The following is a 21,641-nucleotide window of genomic DNA, read 5'->3' as shown; positions in this document are numbered from 1 at the left end:
TTTCTACTCGCCCCGGCCGGCCCCTTCGGCAGCCGCCCCCACTTTTGTGGCCCGTTCGAGCGGGCATATAGCGGGTGCGTTCCGCGTTGGCACATGTCAGGATTGCTCGGTACGTGACAGAACGGACAGGAGACCGGCTTGCACAACCAGGAGACCCTACTTCCCTACGAGGACGACGAGCTCGACGCCACCACCGGTGAGTTCGAGCTGTCGGAGCGGCAGGCGCTGCGGCGGGTCCCCGGCCTCTCCACCGAACTCGCGGACATCACCGAGGTCGAATACCGCCAGCTGCGCCTGGAGCGCGTCGTCCTCGTCGGCGTCTGGACCGAGGGCACGCAGAGCGACGCCGAGAACTCCCTCACCGAGCTGGCCGCGCTGGCGGAGACCGCCGGCTCGCAGGTGCTCGAAGGGCTGATCCAGCGGCGCAACCGCCCGGACCCCGCCACCTACGTCGGCCGGGGCAAGGTCGACGACCTCGGCTCGGTCGTGCTCTCCACCGGCGCCGACACGGTGATCTGCGACGGTGAGCTGTCGCCGTCGCAGCTGCGCAACCTAGAGCAGCGCACCAAGGTCAAGGTGGTCGACCGCACCGCGCTGATCCTCGACATCTTCGCCCAGCACGCCAAGAGCAAGGAGGGCAAGGCGCAGGTCGAGCTCGCCCAGCTCGAATACCTGCTGCCGCGCCTGCGCGGTTGGGGTGAGACCCTCTCGCGGCAGACCGGTGGTAGCGGTCGCGGCGGTGGCGCCGGCGGCGGCGTGGGTCTGCGCGGCCCCGGTGAGACGAAGCTGGAGACCGACCGGCGCCGGATCCGCCACCGCATCGCCCGGCTGCGCCGGGAGATCAAGGGCATGAAGACGGTACGCCAGACCAAGCGCGCCCGGCGTTCCCGCAACGCCGTGCCGGCCGTGGCCATCGCCGGCTACACCAACGCCGGCAAGTCGAGCCTGCTCAACCGGCTGACCGGGGCGGGCGTGCTGGTGGAGAACGCGCTTTTCGCCACCCTCGACCCGACCACCCGCAAGGCCACCACGGCCGACGGGCGGCTCTACACCCTCTCCGACACGGTCGGGTTCGTCCGGCACCTGCCGCACCAGATCGTCGAGGCGTTCCGCTCGACCCTGGAGGAGGTCGCCGAGGCCGACCTGGTGGTGCACGTCGTCGACGGCACCCACCCGGACCCGGAGGAGCAGGTCCGGGCGGTCCACGAGGTGCTCGCCGAGGTGGGCGCCGACCGGCTGCCCGAGCTGCTGGTGGTCAACAAGACCGACGCGGCCGACGAGGAGACGCTGCTGCGGCTCAAGCGGCTCTGGCCGGAGGCGGTCTTCGTCTCCGCGCACACGGGTCGCGGCATTGACGGGCTGCGCGAGGCCGTCGAGGCGCGGCTGCCCCGCCCCGCGGTGGAGGTCCGCGCGGTGCTGCCGTACGACCGGGGCGACCTGGTGGCCCGGGTGCACCGCCAGGGCGAGGTGCTGAGCACCTCCCACCTGCCGGAGGGCACCCTGGTGCACGTACGGGTCGGCGAGGCGCTCGCCGCCGAGCTGGCGCCGTTCCGGGCGGAGGAGGACCCGGCGGTCGCGGGCGCGCGGTGACGGCCTCCCGGCGTCACGCGTCGGAAACTCCCGGCGTGCGACACTGATTCAATGCGCCGCGCTGTTTCTTCGGTCACGGTCGTCCTCGGCTTGCTGGGGGCGACCGTGGCGTGTACCGGAGTCGCCCTGACTGCGGCACCGGCCTCGGCCGCGTCCTCGCTCGCGGCCGCCCCGGGCAAGAAGCGGTGCACGGTCACCGACGAGCGGCTGCGGGAGCTGTCGGGCCTGGTGGCCACCAAGAGCGGCTACATCGTGATCAACGACGGCACCGAGGTGGAGAGCCGCAAGCGGGTCTTCTTCCTCGACACCAAGTGCGGCATCTCGAAGGAGCCGGTCCGCTACTCGGGGCAGGGTCCGTTCGACACCGAGGACCTGGCGCTCTCCCCGGACGGCACCACGCTCTGGATCGCCGACACCGGCGACAACGTCACCAGCCGTGAGCGTCGTGAGCGGGTGGCGCTGTGGAGCATGCCGGTCGACGGGTCGAAGCGGCCGGTGCTGCACCGCCTCTCCTACCCGGAGGGCAAGCCGCACGACGCCGAGGCGCTGCTGATCGGCGACGACGGCACCCCGTTGATCATCACCAAGGTGATGTCCGGCAAGGCCCAGATCTTCTCCCCCGCCGAGAAGATGAAGAGCGGGGACACGCCGCCCGTGCCGATGAAGAAGGTCGGCGAGATCAGCCTGCCGGAGACCGACACGGACAACCGCCTCGGCGCTCCCGGCCGCGTGGCGATCACGGGTGCGGCCCGCTCACCGGACGGCGCCCGGGTCGTGGTGCGCACCTACGCCGACGCCTTCGAGTACGACGTCACCGACGGCAACGTCCTGGCCGCCCTCACCGGCGGCAAGCCCCGGGTGACGGCGCTCGCCGACCCGTTCGGTGAGGCGATCACCTACAGCCCCGACGGCAAGACCTTCCTCACCGTCTCCGACGGCGGCCAGCTCGACGAGGACGCCCCGATCGACATCCTCGGCTACACCCCCTCCACGGAGGGCGCGAAGCCGGTGGCCGGCGGGGGCGAGACGCCGAAGAAGGCCGGCCAGTCGTGGGTCGACGGCCTGAGCCTGAGCGACATCACGTACCTGATCGCGGCAGTGGGGGTGATCGGCGCGCTCATGGTGGCGGCCGGTGTCTTCGGCATCCTCCGGGCCCGGCGCAGGCCGACGCCCGTCCGCCGCGACGACGGTCCGGAGCGCGACGACGCCCTCGGCGACGACCGGCGTGCTCCGGCGGACGACGACTTCGTCGCGCCGGGCGACCGGGGGCGCGGCGTCTACGGCGGTGCGCCGGCGGGGCCGGTCTACGGCGGCCCTGCCGGTGGGCGCGGCGGCCGTCCGCCGGCCGGCGGCGGGGTGCACGGCGGTGCCCGTCCGGCTGGTGGTGGCGTCTACGGCGGAGCCCGTCCGGCTGCCGGCGGCGGTGTCTACGGCGGCGGCCGTCCGCCCGTCGACGGGCCGCCGCCCGGCCTGGGCGGGCCGCCACCCGGTGGTCGCCGCCAGGGTGGCGGCGCGGGTGACCGGCAGGGTGGCGGTGGCCGGCAGGGTGGCGGTCGCCCCGGTGGCGGTGTCTACGGTGGCGGGGGCCAGCCGGGCGGTGGCGTCTACGGTGGTGGCCGGGCGGAGCCGCCGCGTCGGGGCGGCGAGCCGGATCCCCGTGGCCAGCGGCCGGTCCGCCGGCGCGACGACGGCCCCGAGGACGGTCGCGGCTACGGGCACGTGCCCGGAGGCGGCCGGGGCTACCGGGGCGACCGCTACTGAACTCCGCCGGACCGACGGCCGTGACGGACCGACGGCCGTGACGGACCGTCGGCGGTGAGGGACCGACGGGTGACCGCCGGCGGCGGCCACCCGGTGTGGTGGTGGCGGATCAGATGCGGCGCAGCACCGCGACGACCCGGCCCATGATGGTGGCGTCGTCACCGGGGATCGGGTCGAAGGCCGGGTTCTGCGGCATGAGCCAGACGTGCCCGTCGCGGCGGCGGTAGGTCTTCACGGTCGCCTCGCCGTCGAGCATGGCGGCGACGATGTCACCGGCCTCGGCCGTCGGCTGCTGCCGGACCACGACCCAGTCGCCGTCGCAGATGGCCGCGTCGAGCATCGAGTCGCCCTTGACCTGGAGCATGAAGACCTCGCCCTCGCCCACCAGCTCGCGGGGGAGGGGGAAGATGTCCTCGACGGCCTGCTCGGCCAGGATCGGGCCACCGGCCGCGATCCGGCCCAGCATCGGCACGTAGGCCGGGGCGGGGCGCTGCGAGCGGGCCAGCTCGTCGTCGACGTCGGCGGGCGCCCGGACGTCCACGGCACGCGGCCGGTTGGGGTCGCGGCGCAGGAAGCCCTTCTTCTCCAGCTCCTTGAGCTGGTAGGCGACGCTGGACGGGGAGACCAGGCCGACGGCCTCGCCGATCTCGCGCACGCTCGGCGGGTAGCCGTGCCGCTCGACCCAGGTGCGGATGAACTCCAGGATCCGGCGCTGCCGGGCGGTGAGATCCACCGTCGCGGGGTCGGGGAAGGCGCTGACCACCGGGGTGACCGGGCGCACGGCCGGCTGCCCGGTCCGGCTGCGCGCGGCGCCCCGGCGTCGGGTGGCTGGCGGGCCCGCCTCGGTGATCTGCTGCGGGCTCTTCGGCCGGCTGGCCCGATCCTCGGTCACGTCCGTCCTCCCTGGTCGGCGCTGGGTGCCTTGGCGGCTCGTGGTGCGTGCGGTGCTGCGGTGTGCGAGCTGACCGGTGGACGGAGGGATTCCGCGCCCGGTTCTTCAAGACCGTATAGGTGAGTTCGGTCATTTTCAAACATCTGTACGACCTTGCTCGGCGTGTCGGGATGAAAAACGGGTCCGCTCGTACTCGTGTTCTGATAAATGGTACGTCGGATCGAACGGGTGTTCGACTTTCGTCCGATCGTCGGCCGGTTCGCGACGGTCGGACCGGTAACTCCCGGGGCCGTCGCACGGTTGGTCCTGCGGCGGGCGGCGCGCTGGTCGGCCCCGGAGTTCGGGTGACGCGCCGGACACGCCGGCCAACTTGACCTCCGATCCGCAGCGGCCTACGGTCGACCCCTAGATGTAGTAGTCACACGGGCGTAAGTCGCCTACAGGTTGGGTTCGACTACCGACCGCACTCCGGCACCGTCGACACGGCGAAGACCATCGACAGATGGCTCCGCCGCGCTCACGCGTGTCCGGGAAGCGGTCGGCGGGCCCGCGATCGACGAAGGAGGTCGGGTGCGATGCGGTGTCCGTACTGCCGGCACGCAGACTCCCGGGTCGTCGACTCGCGGGAGGCCGACGACGGCCAGTTGATCCGCCGGCGGCGGTCCTGCCCGGAGTGCGGCAAGCGGTTCACCACGGTGGAGGAGGCGGTCCTCGCGGTCGTCAAGCGCAGCGGGGTCACCGAACCGTTCAGCCGCACGAAGATCGTCGGCGGGGTGCGCAAGGCGTGCCAGGGTCGGCCCGTGGACGACGACTCGATCGCGCTGCTCGCGCAGAAGGTCGAGGAGACCGTCCGGGCCAAGGGGGCCGCCGAGATCCCGAGCCACGAGGTGGGGCTGGCCATCCTGGGCCCGCTGCGGGACCTGGACGAGGTGGCCTACATGCGGTTCGCCAGCGTCTACCGGTCGTTCGACTCGCTCGCCGACTTCGAGCGGGAGATCGAGACGCTGCGGGCCGCCGCGCGCGCCCGGGAGGGCGCCGGGGCCGAGGCGGCCGAGGTCGCCGGCCGTACCAGTTGATTTTTTTCTTTGCAGATGACGACAAGTCGGATCGGGCGGCGGGTGGCCGTGCGGACGAGGGGGCGGATGAGATGTCGGGGGACGGTGTGACAACCAGCAGGGCACGGAACAAGGCCGGCGCGGGACTCAAGATCGAGCGGGTCTGGACCACCGAGGGGGTGCACCCCTACGACGAGGTCGCCTGGGAGCGTCGCGACATCGTCATGACGAACTGGCGGGACGGCTCGGTCAACTTCGAGCAGCGTGGCGTCGAGTTCCCGGAGTCGTGGAGCGTCAACGCGGCGAACATCGTGACCACCAAGTACTTCCGGGGCGCCGTCGGCACCCCCGAACGGGAGTGGTCGCTGCGGCAGCTCATCGACCGGGTGGTCACCACCTACCGCACCGCCGGTGAGGAGTACGGCTACTTCGCCGGCCCGGCCGACGCCGAGGTCTTCGCCCACGAGCTGACCTGGATGCTGCTGCACCAGGTGTTCAGCTTCAACTCACCGGTCTGGTTCAACGTCGGCACGCCCTCGCCGCAGCAGGTCAGCGCCTGCTTCATCCTGGCCGTCGACGACTCGATGGACTCCATCCTCGACTGGTACAAGGAGGAGGGGCTGATCTTCAAGGGCGGCTCCGGCTCCGGCGTCAACCTGTCCCGGATCCGCTCCTCCCGCGAGCTGCTCTCCTCCGGCGGCAACGCCTCCGGCCCGGTCAGCTTCATGCGCGGCGCCGACGCCTCCGCCGGCACCATCAAGTCCGGCGGCGCCACCCGGCGCGCGGCGAAGATGGTCATCCTCGACGTGGACCACCCGGACATCCAGGAGTTCGTGGTCACCAAGGCGCGCGAGGAGGACAAGATCCGCGCGCTGCGCGACGCCGGGTTCGACATGGACCTCGGCGGCGCCGACATCGTCAGCGTGCAGTACCAGAACGCCAACAACTCCGTGCGGGTCTCCGACGAGTTCATGACCGCCGTGGAGAACGGCGGGGGCTTCGACCTGCGCGGCCGGCTCGACGGCGCGGTGATCGAGACCATCGACGCCAAGAACCTGTTCCGCACCATCTCCCACGCCGCCTGGGAGTGCGCCGACCCCGGCCTGCAGTACGACGACACGATCAACGACTGGCACACCTGCCCGGAGACCGGGCGGATCACCGCGTCGAACCCGTGCTCGGAGTACCTGCACCTGGACAACTCCTCGTGCAACCTGGCCTCGCTCAACCTGATGAAGTTCCTCCGCGCCGACGGCGGCTTCGAGGTGGAGAAGTTCGTCCGCTCCGTCGAGTTCGTCATCACCGCGATGGACATCTCGATCTGCTTCGCCGACTTCCCGACCGAGAAGATCGGCGAGACCACCCGCGCCTACCGGCAGCTCGGCATCGGCTACGCCAACCTGGGCGCCCTGCTGATGGCCTCCGGCCTGCCGTACGACTCGGAGCAGGGCCGCTCGGTGGCCGCGGCGATCACCTCGCTGATGACCGGCACCGCGTACCGCCGCTCCGCCGAGCTGGCCGGCGTCGTCGGCGCGTACGACGGCTACGCCCGCAACGCCGAGCCGCACAAGCGGGTCATGCGCAAGCACGCCGCCGCCAACGACGAGATCAAGCCGTCGGGCACCGTGGCCACCGCGATCGTCCGCGAGGCCACGAAGCAGTGGACCCAGGGCAACAAGATCGGTGACAAGTTCGGCTGGCGCAACTCGCAGGCCAGCGTGCTCGCGCCGACCGGCACCATCGGCCTGATGATGGACTGCGACACCACCGGCGTCGAGCCGGACCTGGCGCTGGTCAAGTTCAAGAAGCTGGTCGGCGGCGGCTCGATGCAGATCGTCAACCAGACCGTGCCGCGCGCCCTGCGCAGCCTCGGCTACCCCGAGGAGCAGGTCGAGGCGATCGTGGAGCACATCGCCGACCACGGCCACGTGGTCGACGCCCCCGGCCTGAAGCCGGAGCACTATCCGGTCTTCGACTGCGCGATGGGCGAGCGCTCGATCGCGCCCATGGGCCACGTACGGATGATGGCGGCCGTCCAGCCGTTCATCTCCGGCGCCATCTCCAAGACGGTCAACATGCCGGAGCAGGCGACCGTCGAGGACGTCGAGAAGATCTACTTCGAGGGCTGGAAGCTCGGCCTCAAGGCGCTGGCGATCTACCGCGACAACTGCAAGGTCGGCCAGCCGCTGTCGGTCGCCAAGCCCAACAAGACCGTCGCGACCACGGAGGCCCCGGCCGAGGTGGAGAAGGTCGTCGAGAAGGTCGTCGAGTACCGCCCGGTGCGCAAGCGGCTGCCGAAGAAGCGCCCGTCCCAGACGGTCAGCTTCTCCGTCGGCGGCGCCGAGGGCTACCTCACCGCCTCGTCCTACCCGGACGACGGCCTGGGCGAGGTCTTCCTCAAGATGTCGAAGCAGGGCTCGACCCTGGCCGGCGTGATGGACGCCTTCTCGGTGGCCATCTCCATCGGTCTCCAGTACGGCGTCCCGCTGGAGACGTACGTCAGCAAGTTCACCAACATGCGCTTCGAGCCGGCCGGCATGACCGACGACCCGGACGTGCGGATGGCCGCCTCGGTGATGGACTACATCTTCCGTCGCCTGGCGCTGGACTTCCTGCCGTACGAGCGCCGCGCGGAACTGGGCATCTTCACCGCCAGCGAGCGGGCCGCCCAGCTCCGGGCCGAGGCGGAGGCGGAGGCGAGCGGTGCGGACCTCACCGCGATGGCCGCCTCCGCCCCGGTCGAAGCGCCGGCCGAGCCGAAGACCGGCCCGATCGCCCAGCCGGCACAGGAGACCGCCGACGTCGCCGCCGCCAAGCCGGCGCCGCCCGTGGGCTCCAGCACCGAACTGCTGGAGGCCGTGATCGGCAAGGCCGCCGACGCGCCGCTCTGCTTCACCTGCGGTACGAAGATGCGCCCGGCCGGTAGCTGCTACGTCTGCGAGGGCTGCGGCTCCACCAGCGGTTGCAGCTGACGTACGAGTAGACCATGGTGGGCCGGCAGGTATCTGCCGGCCCACCATGGTCGTTGCTGGACGCCTGTCTTCCTGGGTCCGAGGGGTTAGCGCGCCGATCTGGATTCACTGCGCCTCGACGGGGACGTGACAGATGCGGTCGGCACCAAGCAGGACATCGGCAACGACGGCGGAGGACTCGTTCGCAGCATCACGGCCGGAACCCAGGATCGCGGTTGTCGCGACGTCGGCGCCAGCTACCTTCGCGATGTGCCTGGACGTCGCCGTGTCCGCGCGCGGCGTCTCGTCAGCGGTCCTCGTCGCCGTCGGTCGGGCGGGGCGGGCGATTGTGCCGGGCCCACTCGTCCACCTCGTCCGCGTCCCAGACGGTCGTCCCGATCAAGCGGGCGATGGGTTCCGGGAATCCAGGCCTACGGGTGATTTGTAGAACCCGCTGACGCGACACGCCGAACAGGGCGGCCAACTCGCCAGGCCCGTACAAGCGCGGTCGCTTCACGGCCTGAAGGTAAGTGCGACATTCTCTTGGCGATTGTCACTTACAGATTGACAACCCCAAAGGAGGTGGTGTGTGGTGTAGCGGAGCCCGCTGGTGACAGCGGGACGACGGATCGCCGGGAGGTCACATGCCGAAGCGCGTGTCGTACGACGGCTATCTGCTGGCGGTGGCGCTCACTCTGGCCCGTCGGCACCGCCCGGTCTGGTCCTGGCAACAGTGGCGTCGCCTCTGTCGATGCGGTTCGGAGTTGCCCTGTCGGGCCCGGCATCGCGCCCCGATAGGCCGAGGTCACTGGCCTGGGGAGGAGGCGTCATGACCACCCACGGCCCCGTCCTGCCCTGTGGACCTGCGGCGGCTGCTCCAGCACCTGGAGGAGATCTCGGCGGGCCGAAAGCCGCGTCACGGGAGGCGAACACCGTGAGGCGTCGGCTGCGATCATCGGAACATGACGATCGCCGAGAGCTACGTCGAGTTCGGCACCCGTGAGGCGCGCGGCGTTTCCCCGACGTACGAGCGACTGTCCCTCGCCGTCTCCCGCGACGACGAACTCCTGGCCCGGCTCGCCGCGCTCCCGCCAGGAAAGCGGCAGCCGAACCTGCTGTTCGGCGTCGTACGACTGCTCGGCGGACCCGTCGACGGCCCGGCGGCCTTCCGCGACTTCGCGCTGGCCAACTGGCCGGCGATCGAGGCGGAACTGCGCACCCGCGCGACCCAGACGAACGAGCCCGGGCGGTGTGCCGTACTGCTGCCCGTGCTCGCCGCGTTGCCGCAGCCGCTGGCGTTGCTGGAGGTCGGCGCGTCCGCCGGGCTCTGCCTCTACCCCGACCGGTACGCCTACCGCTACGGCGACCACGTGCTCGGCGCGGGCGACCCGGCCTTCGGATGCGCCGCCACCGGTATGGCCCCGCCGGACCGGCTGCCGGAGGTGGTGTGGCGGGCCGGCCTGGACCTGAATCCGCTGCGGGTGAGCGATCCGGCGGACGTCGCGTGGCTCGACGCTCTTGTCTGGCCGGAGCACACACATCGCCGCGCCCGGCTGCGGGCCGCAGCGGCCGTCGCCGTGGCCGAGCCGCCGCTGCTCGTGCGCGGCGACCTGGTGGACGACCTGCCCGCGCTGGCCGCGCGGGCGCCGGCGGGCGCGACGCTGGTGGTGTTCCACACCTCCGTGCTCTACCAGGTGCCGGCACCGCGCCGGGCGGCGTTCACGGACGCGGTACGCCGCCTGCCCGGCCACTGGATCTCCAACGAGTCTCCGGACGTGCTGCCCCACGGCGCGTTGCCGGAACCGCCGGACGGGGCGCTGTACAACGTGCTCGCGTTGGACGGCCGGCCACTCGCCTGGACGCGCTCGCACGGGCAGGCGATGACCTGGTTCGGCTGACCCGGCCGGGCTGCCGTGCCGTCTTCCGGCACGGCAGCCCCGCGTACGTCAGTGCTGCTTCTGCTGGCAGGGCACGCAGAAGCGGGCGTGCGGCAGCACCTCCAGGCGCTCCCGGGGGATCGCGGCGGAACACCGCTCGCAGATGCCGTAGCGGCCCTCGGCGAGGCGACGAAGCGCCCCGCTGATCTGCTCGATGCTCTGCCGGGTGGCGGCGATCAGCGCGCTCTGGGTGTGCGCCTCGCCCGGGTCGCCGGTGTCGGCGGTGAGCTGCGTCAGCCGGACGGTCTGCGCCTCGAAGTCGTTGGTCAGTGTCGTACGCAGGTCGTCGAGCCACTTCTGCTCGCTGGACTGGGTGGGCGTGGTCATGGCGTAGCTCCTTCGGGAAAAAGAAAAAGGGCCGAAGCTGGATAGCTTCGCCCTGGTGGCCGTTCGCAAGAGTTGCAACCGGTTCACGGAGGGCCACGTCCGGCGGGGCTCGGCAGTCGGGAGGCGACCGAGCCGGCGCACGACGGCGCGACTGCGGATCGCACCACCCGGGTCGCCACGTTCACCCGCAGGGCACACCGGCAGGCAGCAGCGGGCGCCGCCGTCACCACGACGGCGGTGCTGCTCTGCTGACCGGTCGAACACATGCAGCCACCATAGGCCGGGCGGAGCGGAAAGCCAACGTGCTTCCGTGCGCACGGGCCGGCCCGGTGCCCGGGGTCACCCGGCCGGGAGGTGCGGCCTGGTCGGCCGCCGACGGGCCCCGCCCGGAGCCAGTGCTGACATCGACCGGTCACGCCGCCGGCATGTCCCGCATCCGCCGCAGCGGCGAGAAGACGACGAAGAGCGCGGCGCTCCACGTGCCGAGCACGCAGATCCACAGCGCCGGCCGCAACCCGAACTGGCTGGCGAGGGTGCCGCCGGTGAGCGCGCCCACCGGGATCACGCCGAAGCAGACCCAGAGGAACGCCGCGTTCACCCGGCCGAGCAGGGCGGGCGGGGTGATCCGCTGCCGGTACGTCATGGCGGCCACGTTGTAGAGCACCGCGTTGGCGGAGAACGCGGCCATGCCGATGCCGTAGAGCAGCACGCCCCAGCCGGGCTGCGCCAGGGGCATCAGCAGGTACAGCGGGCCCGGGGCGGCCATCGCCACCCAGATCACCCGGGCCGAGCCGAGCCACGCGGTCAACCGGTCGGCGAACGCGCCGACGACCAGGCCGCCCACGGCGCTGACCGAGAAGACCAGCCCGACCAGCGCCGGCGTGGCGTGCAGCTCCTTGAGCAGGAAGACCACCTCGATCGAGCCGGACGCCATGACGAAGAAGTTCGAGGTGGTGGTGCAGGCGAGGATGCTGCGCAGGATGGGCTGGCGGCGGATGAAGCCCAGCCCCTCGGTCATCTCCACCCGCAGCGGCACCCGCTCGCGGCGTGGCGCGGGCCCGGCCGGCGCCTCCCGGATCAGCAGCAGGGTCAACCCGCTCACGGCGAAGGCGACGGCGGTGACGACGAGCGTCCTCGCGGCGCCGACCAGCCCGACCAGCACGCCGCCGATCGTCGGGCCGACGAGTTCGGCGGAGTCCTGGCCGACGGTGAGCTTCGCGTTGGCGTCCACGAGGCGTTCCGACGGCACCAGTCTCGGCAGCATGCTCTTGTGGGCCACCGTGAACAGGACGGTGAGCACGCCGGAGAGCCCGACCACCGCGTACAGGAAGCCGAGGGTGAGCTGACCGACCAGGGCGACCACCGGCACCGACAGCAGCAGCGCGGCCCGGCCAAGGTCGCAGGCGACCATCAGCCGCCGCTGGTCGACGCGGTCGGCGAGGATGCCCGCGGGCAGGGAGAAGATGAGGTACGGCAGCCAGGCGAGCGCCGTCAGCAGCGCCACCTGGAAGACGCTGGCGTCGAGTGTGCCGACGGCGAGCAGCGGCACCGCGACGTTGGAGACCCGGGTGCCCAGTTCGCTGAGCGTCTGCCCGGCCAGGAGCAGCCCGAAGTTGCGGCTGCGCAGCAGCGAGGGTCGTTTCGGGGCGGTGCCTGCGGCGGGCCTGGCCGCCTGCTGCGTCACGCCGGGCTTCCGGTGCGGGCCGGTGACCGGTGTGGGGAGGCCGCCGACCTCGCGGGATTCGACGCGGCTCGCGGGCGCCCGGCCCGTCCGTGGTCCATCCGGTCAGCCTGCCGGCCCCGTCCGGATCGACGCCACTGGTTATCCGATCCCCGTACGGGCGGCCGCGCGCCCCCTGGCCGACCATCCGCAGTGCCGCGACCTGCGGATCCGGCGGTGGCCCGGCGCCCCGCCCGGGGCAGGCGCCGCCGAGCACGTCTCTAGACTGCGCCGGTGACCGGAGAGCGACGACCGCTGGCGGACCGGCCGCTGACCGAGCCGCACCCGTCCCGGCTGCCGCCGCAGCACCCGGACCGGGAGCGGATCCTCGCCGCGCACTCCGCCGCCCTGACCGCCGGCGAGGCGGGCTACCTCGACCCGGCCACCGGTCTCTTCGTGCTCAGCGCGGGTTTCCTGGCCCGGCGCGGCACCTGCTGCGGGCGCGGCTGCCGACACTGCCCGTACGTCGACGACTGAGGGAGTCCGGCCGAGGGCTACCGCCCGGCCGGGCCACATCGTACGGTTTCCGGCGGACGCGTCGGAGTGGACAGCGGAGGAGTGAGCGTGCGCGGGCGGATGCTGGGCGCCGGGGTGGCGGTGCTGTTGGTGGCCGGCTGCGGCGCGGAGGCCGAGCCGGTGGCCCTACCACCTCCCGCACCGGTCGCCGTCGACGTGGCCGCCGCCTCCTCCGGCGGGGCGTGCCGGCTGTTGGACTTCGGCGTGATCGAGCAGCACGCCGGCGTCCGCTTCGACGTCGCGGCGGCCAGCGCGACCGGCGACAGCCACACCTGCGTGGTGCGCGCGGGTCAGGACGACCTGCCGGAGCTGACGCTGACCGTCACGCGGACGTCGATCGACGCGGCGACCTTCACCGCCGACGTGGTGCCGGCGAAGGCGGCCAAGGTGCCCGGGCTCGGCCAGCGGGCATACCGGCGGACCGTCTCGGCCAAGGGTGGCGCCGGACCGGTCGCGGAGGTGGGTTGGCTGGCCGCCGAGGCCCGCCTCGTCACCCTGCGCTATGCCACTGCCCGCGACACGGTCAGGGCCGACGCCGAGCGGCTCACGGAGGCGCTCGTCACGCTGGCCGGGCAACTCGACATCCGGGCGCTCTGACTCCGGCCCGGGCCGCCGCCCGCGCGTCGGCCGGTGCGGGTGCGCCCTGCGTCCGGTGCGAGCCGGCCGAGCAGGCGACGTGCCCGGAACGGATCAGTGCGCGGCGACGAAGACGCGGGAGGCGATCTCGCGCGGCAACCTGATGCGGTCACCGGAGCGGTCGATCGACACCCCGTCGCGCTCCTGCGCCACCGTGACGGTCGCGCCCGGGTCGACGCCGGCGGCGTGCAGCTGCCGGAGCACGTCCGCGTCGGTCTGCACGCTCTCGCAGATGCGTCGCACCACGACGGGCCCCGACAGCCCCGGGAACGCCAGGTTGCGCTCGCCCTCGACCGGGGCGGCGGTCGTCTGCTCCGGCGTGCCCAGCTGGTCCAGCCCCGGGATCGGGTTGCCGTAGGGGGAGCGGGTCGGCCGGTTGAGCAGGTCGTAGACCCGCTTCTCGACGGCGTCGCTCATCACGTGCTCCCACCGGCAGGCCTCCTCGTGGGCCTCCTCGTAGGGCATCCCGATCACGTTGACCAGCAGCAGCTCGGCGAGGCGGTGCTTGCGCATCACGGAGACCGCGTTGCTGCGGCCGTGCGGGGTCAGCGCCAGGTGGCGGTCGCCCTCGACGGTCAGCAGGCCGTCGCGCTCCATCCGGGCGACGGTCTGGCTGACGGTCGGCCCGCTCTGCCCCAGCCGCTCGGCGATGCGGGCACGCAGCGGCGGAACCCCCTCCTCCTCCAGCTCGAGGATGGTCTTGAGGTACATCTCGGTCGTGTCGACCAGATCATGCTTCACGTCAGCGGACCTCCGGCCAACGATGCTACCTCGGCGTTCACCGAACGACCCACGGCGAACCGCCAGGTCCGCGCCGGGATGGTGTTGACTGGACGCCATGCCCGCCTCCGATGATCTCATTGTCGAGGCCGGTCGGCTCGCGGTCGAACTCGGCCAGGCAGACCCGCCCACGCTGCTCGACGTCCGCTGGCGGCTCGTCGGCCCGCCGGGTCGGGAGGACTATGCCGCCGGTCACCTGCCCGGCGCGGTCTTCGTCGACCTGGACACCGCGCTCTGCGGCCCGCCCGGCCCCGCCGGCCGCCACCCGCTGCCCGACCCCGCCGCCCTCCAGGCGGCGCTGCGGGCCGCCGGCGTCCGCGCCGGTCACCCCGTGGTGGTGTACGACGGCGGCGACGGCATGGCCGCCGCCCGCGCCTGGTGGACCCTGCGCTGGGCGGGCCACCGGCCGGTACGGCTGCTGCACGGCGGCTTCCCGGCGTGGCAGGCCGCCGGGCTGCCCGTCAGCACGACGGTGCCGACGCCGCGGCGGGGCGACGTCGAGGTGCGTCCCGGCGCGCTGCCGGTGCTCGACGCGGCGGAGGCCGCCCGGCTGGCCGCGGCCGACGACGGTGTCCTGCTCGACGTGCGCGCCGCGCCCCGCTACCGGGGCGAGACCGAGCCGATCGACCCGGTCGCCGGGCACGTGCCCGGCGCGGTGAACCTGCCCGCCGGCGAGTACGTCGCCGAGGGCCGGTTCCCCGCCGTGGAGGCGCTGCGTGAGCGGTTCGCCGCCGCCGGGGTGGGCGAGGACCGGCCGGTGGGGGCGTACTGCGGGTCGGGGGTGACGGCGGCGCAGGCGGTGTTCGCGCTGCACCTGGCCGGCCGGCCGGACGCGGCACTGTATGTCGGGTCGTGGAGCAACTGGGTCGCCGACCCGGACCGCCCGGTGGCGACGGGGCCGACCCCGACCGGGTGAGCGAGGAGCGGGGGCACCGACGGCACCCGGCGGCTGAGCGGGCAACCGCGTCGGGCGACACCCTGCGGCTGGGCAGCGCGTGCGCGGGCACGCCCGGGTGCGCGTGCGACGATGGGGCCATGTCCGACGACACGGTGGTGGTGTGGGACGAGTCCCTGCTCGCCTACGACATGGGGGATCATCCCCTCGACCCGGTACGGGTGGAGCTGACGTTCGCCCTGGCCCGGGAGTTGGGCGTCCTCGCCCGTCCCGGCGTGCGGCTGGTCAAGCCGGAGCCGGCCGACGACGCGCTGCTGAGCCGGGTGCACGACCCGCGCTACCTCGCCGCGGTGAAGGCCGCCCCCCGCGACCCGCTCTTCGCCGGCTTCGGGCTGGGCACCTCCGACAACCCGGTCTTCGAGGGGATGCACGAGTCCAGCGCGCTCGTGGCGGGTGCCACGGTGGCGGCGGCCGAGGCGGTCTGGCGGGGCGAGGCCCGGCGGGCGGTCAACGTGGCCGGCGGCCTGCACCACGCCATGCCGGCCCGCGCGGCCGGGTTCTGCGTCTACAACGACCCGGCGGTGGCGATCGCCCGCCTGCTCGACCTGGGCGCCGAGCGGGTCGCGTACGTGGACGTGGACGTGCACCACGGCGACGGGGTGCAGCAGGTCTTCTGGAACGACCCGCGGGTGCTCACGGTCAGCGTGCACGAGACACCGCTGGCGCTCTTCCCGGGCACCGGCTTCCCCGACGAGACGGGCGGGCCGGGCGCCGAGGGCAGCGCCGTCAACCTCCCGCTGCCGCCGGGTGTGGACGACGCCGGCTGGCAGCGCGCCTTCCACGCGGTGGTGCCGTCGGTGCTGCGCGCGTTCCGGCCGCAGGTGCTGGTGACCCAGTGCGGCGCGGACGGGCACCGCCTCGACCCGCTGGCCGACCTGAACCTCTCCGTGGACGGGCAGCGCGCCACCTACCTGGCCCTGCGGGCGCTCGCCGACGAGTTGTGCGAGGGCCGCTGGGTGGCCACCGGCGGCGGCGGGTACGCGCTGGTGGAGGTGGTGCCCCGGGCCTGGACGCACCTGCTCGCGGTGGCCGCCGGCGACCCGGTCGACCCGGCGACGCTGACCCCGCCGGCGTGGCGGGAGTTGGCCGCCGCGCGCCGGCCGGGCCGGCAGATCCCGTTGCGGATGACCGACGACGTCGACCCGGCGTACGAGCCGTGGCAGCCGACGGGGGAGCCGAGCGCGGTGGACCGGGCGATCGCGGCGGCCCGCAAGACCGCCTTCCCGCTGTTCGGGCTCGACCCGCACGACCCACGCGACTGAACCGGTGCCGGAAGGGACCGCACAGGTGACCACGGTGGAACAACCGGTGGATGTGCTGCTCAGCGACGGCACCACCGTGCAGCTGCGCCCGATCCGCCCGTCGGACGGGCCGGGCGTCGTAGCGATGCACTCCCGCTTCTCGGAGCGCACCCGCTACCTGCGCTACTTCTCGCCGTACCCGCGCATCCCGGAGCGGGACCTGCAACGCTTCGTCAACGTCGACCACCGTGACCGGGAGGCGTTCGTGGTGCTGGTCGGCGAGCGGATCGTCGCCGTCGGCCGCTACGAGCGGCTGGGTCCGCAAGCGCCGGAGGCCGAGGTGGCGTTCGTGGTCGAGGACGCCTACCAGGGCCGGGGCATCGGGTCGGTGCTGCTGGAGCACCTGGCCGACGCGGCCCGCCGCAACGACATCGCCAGCTTCGTGGCCGAGGTGCTCCCGGCCAACGGCGCGATGCTGCGGGTCTTCTCCGACTTCGGCTACCAGGTCCAGCGGCAGTTCGCCGACGGCGTGGTCCATCTGACCTTCCCGATCGCCCCCACCGACGCGACGCTGGAGGTGCAGCGCGGCCGGGAGCACCGCACCGAGGCCCGCTCCGTCGCCCGCCTGCTCGCCCCGCGTGGCGTCGCCGTCTACGGCGCCAGCGCCACCGGGCAGGGCGTCGGCGCGGCGGTGCTCGGGCACCTGCGCGACGGCGGCTACACCGGCGCGGTGGTTCCGGTGCATCCGAGCGCGGCGTCGGTCGCCGGGCTGCCCGCGTACCCCTCGGCGGCCGATGCCGGCGTGCCGGTCGACCTGGCGGTGGTGGCGGTTCCGCCGGAGGCGGCGACGAGGGTGGTCGCCGACGCGGCCGCCGCGGGCGCGCACGGCCTGGTGGTCATCTCGGCGGGCTTCGCCGAGGCCGGCGGGGAGGGCGCGGCCGCGCAGCGCGCGCTGGTCCGCGCGGCGCACGCGGCGGGCATGCGCGTGGTCGGCCCGAACTGCCTGGGGGTGGCCAACACCGACCCGGCCGTACGCCTCAACGCCACCCTCGCCCCCCGGCTGCCGGTGCCCGGTCGGGTGGGCATCTTCAGCCAGTCCGGCGCGTTCGGGGTGGCGCTGCTGGCCGAGGCGGACCGGCGCGGGCTGGGGCTGTCGAGTTTCGTCTCGGCCGGCAACCGGGCCGACGTGTCGGGCAACGACCTGCTCCAGTACTGGCAGGACGACCCCGGCACCGACGTGATCATGTTGTACCTGGAGACCTTCGGCAACCCGCGCAAGTTCGCCCGGCTGGCCCGCCGCATCGGCCGGGACAAGCCCGTCGTGGCGCTGGCGTCGCCGGCCCGGCCGCCGGGGGTGGGCGACTCGGCAGGCCCGGACGAGGTGGCGGTCGCCGCGCTGTTCGCCCACTCGGGCGTGATCCGGGTGGACACCGTCGCCGAGCTGCTCGACGTCGGGGTGCTGCTGGCCCACCAGCCGCTGCCCGCCGGGCCGCGCGTCGGCGTGGTCGGCAACTCCTCGGCGCTGACGGGGTTGGCGGCCACCGCCTGCGCCGCGCAGGGGCTCACCGTCGCCACCGGCTATCCGCGCGACGTCGGCCCGCGCGCCGGCGCCGCCGAGTTCGCCGCCGCGCTCGCCGAGGCGGGCGCCGACGACGAGGTGGACGCCCTGGTGGTGGTGTTCGCCCCGCCGCTGCCCGGCCAGCTCACCGACACCGACGCCGACTTCACGGCCGCGCTGCCGAGCGCGTTCGCCGCTGGCAAGCCGGCGGTGGCGACGTTCCTGGTCGGCCGGGCGCCCGCCGGGGTGCCCGCGTACCCGAGCGTGGAGGAGGCCGTGCGCGCCCTCGCCCGGGTCGCCGCGTACGCCGACTGGCTGCGCCGGCCCGCCGGGGTGCCGCCGGAGCTGACCCGGGTGGACCGCTCGGCGGCGCACGCCGCCCTGCGCCCGGAGGCCCTCGATCCGGCGGGGCTGCTCGCGGCGTACGGGATCGACGTGGTCGAGTCGGTGCCGGCGCGCTCGGCCGGGGAGGCCGCCGAGGCGGCGGCGCGGCTGGGTTTCCCGGTGGCCCTCAAGGCCGCCGCACCCGGCCTGCGGCACCGCCTCGACCTCGGCGCGGTCCGGCTCGACCTGCCCGACGCGGCCACGGTCCACCGCGCGTACGCGGAGATGTCGGCGCTGTTCGGCGCGGACGTCCTGGTGCAGCCGATGGTCCCGCCCGGCGTGGCCTGCGTGGTCGAGCTGGTGGAGGATCCGGCGTTCGGCCCGGTGGTCGGCTTCGGGCTGGGTGGCGTCGCCACCGAGCTGCTCGGCGACCGGGCCTGGCGGGCGGTGCCGCTGACCGACCTGGACGCCGCCGAGCTGGTCGACGAGCCCCGGGCGGCGCCGCTGCTGCGCGGGCACCGGGGCGCGGCGCCGGTGGACCGGGCGGCGCTGGCGGAGCTGCTGCTGCGGGTCGGCCGCCTCGCCGACGAGCAGCCCCGGGTGCGTGCGCTGACGCTCAATCCGGTGCTCGCCCGCCCCGACGGCTTCTCGGTGCTGCACGCCACCGTCCGGGTCGGCTCCGCCGTGGCCCGCCCCGACACCGGCCCCCGCCGCCTGTGAGGAGGGGCGCCCCCGCGCCGCGTGCGCAGGGCGCCCTCCCGGCGGCGGCCCTCAGGCCCGCTCGGAGATCTGCTGCACCGCCCAGGCGTTGCCGTCGGGGTCGGCGAAGAAGAGGAACCCGACGTTGTCCAGCGGGTCGGGCACCGGGCGGGGGTTCTCGCCGACGACCTGGATCTCGCTGACCTCGACGCCGCTCTCGACCAGCTCGGCCCGCGCCCTTCGCAGGTCGGGCACGACGAGTTGGAGGCCCTTGAGCGAGCCGGGGGGCATCTCCGGCACCACCCCCTTGCCGATCACGATGGAGCAGCCGGAGCCGGGCGGGGTCAGCTGCACGATCCGCGCGTCGTCGTTGATCACCGTGTCGTGGTCGACGGCGAAGCCGAGCCGGTCGGCGTAGAACGACTTGGCGCGGTCCACGTCGGAGACCGGCACGATCACCACTTCCAGGGTCCAGTTCATGCTGTCGCTCCTCCTGTCGTCGTTGGCCGGCCCAGCAGCTCGGCGAGGCGGGTGAAGCTCTCGCCGACGCCCCGGGCCATCGGGTAGCGCAGCACCCTGTCGCGGCCCGAGGGGGTGGCGTAGCGCAGCGTGCTGGTGACGGTGGTGCGCCCGACGAGTTCGGCGAACTCGTGGGTGATCAGGGTCTCGCCCGGATAGGACTGGTCGTCGAAGAGTTCGGTGAGGACCAGTCGCCGGGGCGGGTCGATCCCCCGGTACACCCCGCTCTGACCCATCCGCTCCCCGCCCGGGCCCTGCGAGACGAAGCGCCACCGTCCGCCCACGCGCAGGTCCACCTCGCACTCGACCAGCCGCCAGCCGCGCGCGCCGTACCAGTGCACGAGCAGCTCCGGGCGGGTGAAGGCGGCGAAGACCAGGGGCGCGGGCGCGTCGAACAGCCGGCTCAACACGATCTCCCGGTCGCCCGGCGCGTGGACCACCAGTGGGTCGCCGTCGCCGGTCACCGGGTGGCGTCCGGGGTGTCGTCGCGCCCGGTGCCGGCGGGGGCACCGGCCCTCTGGGCGGTGGGCTGGAGGTCGTCGAGCAGGGCGTCGAGGCGCTGGTAGCTCTCCGCCCAGTAGTCCCGGTAGCCGGCCAGCCAGGCGGTGGCCTCCCGCAACGGGCCGGCCTCCAGGCGGCACGGGCGACGCTGGCCGTCGCGACCCCGGCTGACCAGCCCGGCGCGCTCCAGCACCCTGAGGTGCTTGGAGACGGCCGGTTGGCTCATCGCGAAGGGCGCCGCCAGCTCGGTCACGGTGGCCTCGCCGGACGCCAGGCGGGCCAGGATGGCCCGCCGGGTCGGGTCGGCCAGCGCCGCGAAGGTCGCATCCAGCAGGTCGGCGCGCACGATTCGATAACCTCCCGGTTCAATAACCAGATGGTTTTATATCCCGGCGGCGCCGTCGGGGCAAGCACAGTCCCGGAGCGCCGGACGAACGCGAGGCCCCGGCGAACCGCCGGGGCCTCGCGTGGCGCAGGGACGTCAGCAGGCGTACGCCTCCAGGCGCTGCGCCCGCTCCGGGGCGCGCAGCTTCAGCAGGGTCACCTTCTCGATCTGCCGGATCCGCTCCCGCGACAGGCCGAACTCCCGGCCCACTTCGTCGAGGGTGCGCTGCCGGCCGTCGTCGAGGCCGAAGCGGAGCCGGATCACGGCCTGCTCCCGCTGGGAGAGGGTGGACAGCACGATGCTCACCTCGTTGCGCAGCTCGCCCTGCGCGGCGGCGTCGCCCGGCTCGGCGCTCGGGTCGACGGCGGCCACGAAGTCGCCGAGCGCGCTCTCGCCGTCCTCGCCGACCGCCTGGTCGAGGCTCACCGGCTCCCGGTCGTACGAGATCAGCTCGATCACCTGGAACTCCGGGATGTCCATGGCCCGGGCGACCTCGGCGACGGTGGGCTCCCGGCCCAGCGAGACGGAGAGCTCGCGACGGGCCCGGACCATGCGGTTGACCTGCTCGACCATGTGCACCGGGATGCGGATGGTGCGGGCCTGGTCGGCCATCGCGCGGGTGATCGCCTGCCGGATCCACCAGGTGGCGTACGTGGAGAACTTGTAGCCCTTGGCGTAGTCGAACTTCTCGACCGCGCGGATCAGGCCGAGGTTGCCCTCCTGGATCAGGTCGAGGAAGGCCATGCCGCGGCCGGTGTAGCGCTTGGCGATGCTGACCACCAGGCGCAGGTTGGCCTCCAGCAGGTGGTCCTTCGCGGCCCGACCCTGCGCGACGATCAGCTCCAGGTCGGCCCGCAGCTCCGTCGAGACGGGGGTGCAGGTCGCCAGTTTCTCCTCGGCGAACAGGCCGGCCTCGATCCGCTTGGCCAGGTCGACCTCCTGGGCGGCGGTCAGCAGCTTCGTGCGACCGATCCCGTTCAGGTATGCCCGGACCAGATCCGTGGAGACGCCGCGCTCGTCGGTGGCGTCGAGGTCGGTCAGGCTGTCGGTGGCGCTCGCGGCCTCGGTGGTGCCCGCCGGGCGCGTCCGGTGCTCCGTCATCTGTTGGGCCATCTCAGTTCTCCCCGTGTCCACGTCTGTGCCGTTGGTTCCGGCCCAGTGGTGCCGGTGTGACACACAGCTTGGCGGGCGGGGCGTGAAACGGGAGTGAGGCGATCGGGGACCCGACATTAAACGCGTCGATGGCCTGCTCAGCGTACGCGGCTCGTCGCCGAGCGGTTGTTGCCGCAGGCGG

General features: G+C 73.4%; 18 protein-coding genes. 10 read left to right on the top strand and 8 right to left on the bottom strand.

Annotated elements, in window-relative coordinates; genetic code table 11:
* Positions 1–138 precede the first annotated feature (138 nt).
* A complete protein-coding gene (gene hflX / locus ACTMS2_RS10635; protein ID WP_101414694.1) occupies positions 139–1,590 on the top strand; it encodes a GTPase HflX in 1,452 nt (483 codons plus the stop codon).
* 51 nt (positions 1,591–1,641) lie between these two features.
* Positions 1,642–3,351 (top strand): hypothetical protein, encoded by a 1,710-nt coding sequence (locus ACTMS2_RS10630; protein ID WP_441175257.1) that lies wholly within the window; start codon positions 1,642–1,644, stop codon positions 3,349–3,351.
* 109 nt (positions 3,352–3,460) lie between these two features.
* Here ACTMS2_RS10630 and lexA read toward each other — a convergent pair whose 3' ends face one another.
* A complete protein-coding gene (lexA, locus tag ACTMS2_RS10625; RefSeq protein WP_101414696.1) occupies positions 3,461–4,243 on the bottom strand; it encodes a transcriptional repressor LexA in 783 nt (260 codons plus the stop codon).
* Positions 4,244–4,818: 575 nt separating this feature from the next.
* Here lexA and nrdR point away from each other — a divergent pair.
* The 3 genes from nrdR (at position 4,819) to ACTMS2_RS10610 (ending at position 10,147) form a co-directional block, all read left to right on the top strand.
* Positions 4,819–5,319 carry a transcriptional regulator NrdR gene (nrdR, locus tag ACTMS2_RS10620; RefSeq protein WP_441175256.1) on the top strand — a complete coding sequence of 167 codons (501 nt, stop codon included), beginning with the start codon at positions 4,819–4,821 and terminating at the stop codon, positions 5,317–5,319.
* Between the two features lie 71 nt (positions 5,320–5,390).
* Positions 5,391–8,270 (top strand): vitamin B12-dependent ribonucleotide reductase, encoded by a 2,880-nt coding sequence (locus tag ACTMS2_RS10615; protein ID WP_441175255.1) that lies wholly within the window; start codon positions 5,391–5,393, stop codon positions 8,268–8,270.
* Between the two features lie 941 nt (positions 8,271–9,211).
* On the top strand, positions 9,212–10,147 hold the full coding sequence (locus tag ACTMS2_RS10610; protein ID WP_441175254.1) for a DUF2332 domain-containing protein: 936 nt from the start codon (positions 9,212–9,214) through the stop codon (positions 10,145–10,147).
* Positions 10,148–10,195: 48 nt separating this feature from the next.
* On the opposite strand, the gene ACTMS2_RS10605 is transcribed toward ACTMS2_RS10610, so the two are convergent.
* A complete protein-coding gene (locus tag ACTMS2_RS10605) occupies positions 10,196–10,513 on the bottom strand; it encodes a TraR/DksA family transcriptional regulator (protein WP_089001412.1) in 318 nt (105 codons plus the stop codon).
* 412 nt (positions 10,514–10,925) lie between these two features.
* Positions 10,926–12,197 (bottom strand): MFS transporter, encoded by a 1,272-nt coding sequence (locus ACTMS2_RS10600; protein ID WP_441175253.1) that lies wholly within the window; start codon positions 12,195–12,197, stop codon positions 10,926–10,928.
* Between the two features lie 270 nt (positions 12,198–12,467).
* Here ACTMS2_RS10600 and ACTMS2_RS10595 point away from each other — a divergent pair, with 270 nt between their 5' ends.
* Together ACTMS2_RS10595 and ACTMS2_RS10590 are read left to right on the top strand one after the other, a co-directional pair.
* Positions 12,468–12,710, top strand: a complete 243-nt coding sequence (locus ACTMS2_RS10595) for a DUF5522 domain-containing protein (RefSeq protein WP_441175252.1) — start codon at positions 12,468–12,470, stop codon at positions 12,708–12,710.
* Positions 12,711–12,797: 87 nt separating this feature from the next.
* Positions 12,798–13,346 (top strand): hypothetical protein, encoded by a 549-nt coding sequence (locus ACTMS2_RS10590; RefSeq protein ID WP_441175251.1) that lies wholly within the window; start codon positions 12,798–12,800, stop codon positions 13,344–13,346.
* Between the two features lie 93 nt (positions 13,347–13,439).
* On the opposite strand, the gene ACTMS2_RS10585 is transcribed toward ACTMS2_RS10590, so the two are convergent.
* Complete coding sequence (locus tag ACTMS2_RS10585; protein WP_441175250.1) at positions 13,440–14,126, bottom strand: metal-dependent transcriptional regulator; 687 nt, start codon at positions 14,124–14,126, stop codon at positions 13,440–13,442.
* A gap of 97 nt (positions 14,127–14,223) precedes the next feature.
* Between ACTMS2_RS10585 and ACTMS2_RS10580 the strand changes: the two genes are divergently transcribed.
* The 3 genes from ACTMS2_RS10580 to ACTMS2_RS10570 all read left to right on the top strand — a co-directional run bounded on the left by ACTMS2_RS10580 (position 14,224) and on the right by ACTMS2_RS10570 (position 18,963).
* A complete protein-coding gene (locus ACTMS2_RS10580) occupies positions 14,224–15,081 on the top strand; it encodes a sulfurtransferase (protein WP_441175249.1) in 858 nt (285 codons plus the stop codon).
* Positions 15,082–15,200: 119 nt separating this feature from the next.
* Positions 15,201–16,382, top strand: coding sequence for an acetoin utilization protein AcuC (locus ACTMS2_RS10575; RefSeq protein WP_441175248.1), 1,182 nt, complete (start codon positions 15,201–15,203; stop codon positions 16,380–16,382).
* Positions 16,383–16,407: 25 nt separating this feature from the next.
* A complete protein-coding gene (locus ACTMS2_RS10570; protein WP_441175247.1) occupies positions 16,408–18,963 on the top strand; it encodes a bifunctional acetate--CoA ligase family protein/GNAT family N-acetyltransferase in 2,556 nt (851 codons plus the stop codon).
* Between the two features lie 51 nt (positions 18,964–19,014).
* Here ACTMS2_RS10570 and ACTMS2_RS10565 read toward each other — a convergent pair whose 3' ends face one another.
* The 4 genes from ACTMS2_RS10565 to sigB all read right to left on the bottom strand — a co-directional run bounded on the left by ACTMS2_RS10565 (position 19,015) and on the right by sigB (position 21,460).
* Entirely contained in the window at positions 19,015–19,422 is a 408-nt protein-coding gene (locus ACTMS2_RS10565; protein ID WP_441175246.1) for a VOC family protein, read from the bottom strand.
* Positions 19,419–19,925, bottom strand: coding sequence for an SRPBCC family protein (locus ACTMS2_RS10560; protein ID WP_441175245.1), 507 nt, complete (start codon positions 19,923–19,925; stop codon positions 19,419–19,421). The genes ACTMS2_RS10565 and ACTMS2_RS10560 overlap by 4 nt, the downstream gene beginning before the upstream one ends.
* Positions 19,922–20,332 (bottom strand): ArsR/SmtB family transcription factor, encoded by a 411-nt coding sequence (locus ACTMS2_RS10555; RefSeq protein WP_441175483.1) that lies wholly within the window; start codon positions 20,330–20,332, stop codon positions 19,922–19,924. Before ACTMS2_RS10555 ends, ACTMS2_RS10560 begins: the two co-directional genes overlap by 4 nt.
* A gap of 111 nt (positions 20,333–20,443) precedes the next feature.
* Positions 20,444–21,460 carry an RNA polymerase sigma factor SigB gene (gene sigB / locus ACTMS2_RS10550; RefSeq protein ID WP_441175244.1) on the bottom strand — a complete coding sequence of 339 codons (1,017 nt, stop codon included), beginning with the start codon at positions 21,458–21,460 and terminating at the stop codon, positions 20,444–20,446.
* Positions 21,461–21,641 lie beyond the last annotated feature (181 nt).

Origin of the sequence: Micromonospora sp. SD12 (assembly GCF_052068495.1) — a bacterium.
In the GTDB taxonomy this organism is placed as follows: domain Bacteria; phylum Actinomycetota; class Actinomycetes; order Mycobacteriales; family Micromonosporaceae; genus Micromonospora; species Micromonospora echinofusca.
Note: the sequence above shows the minus strand (reverse complement) of the source record. Positions and strands in the feature narration are given on the sequence as shown.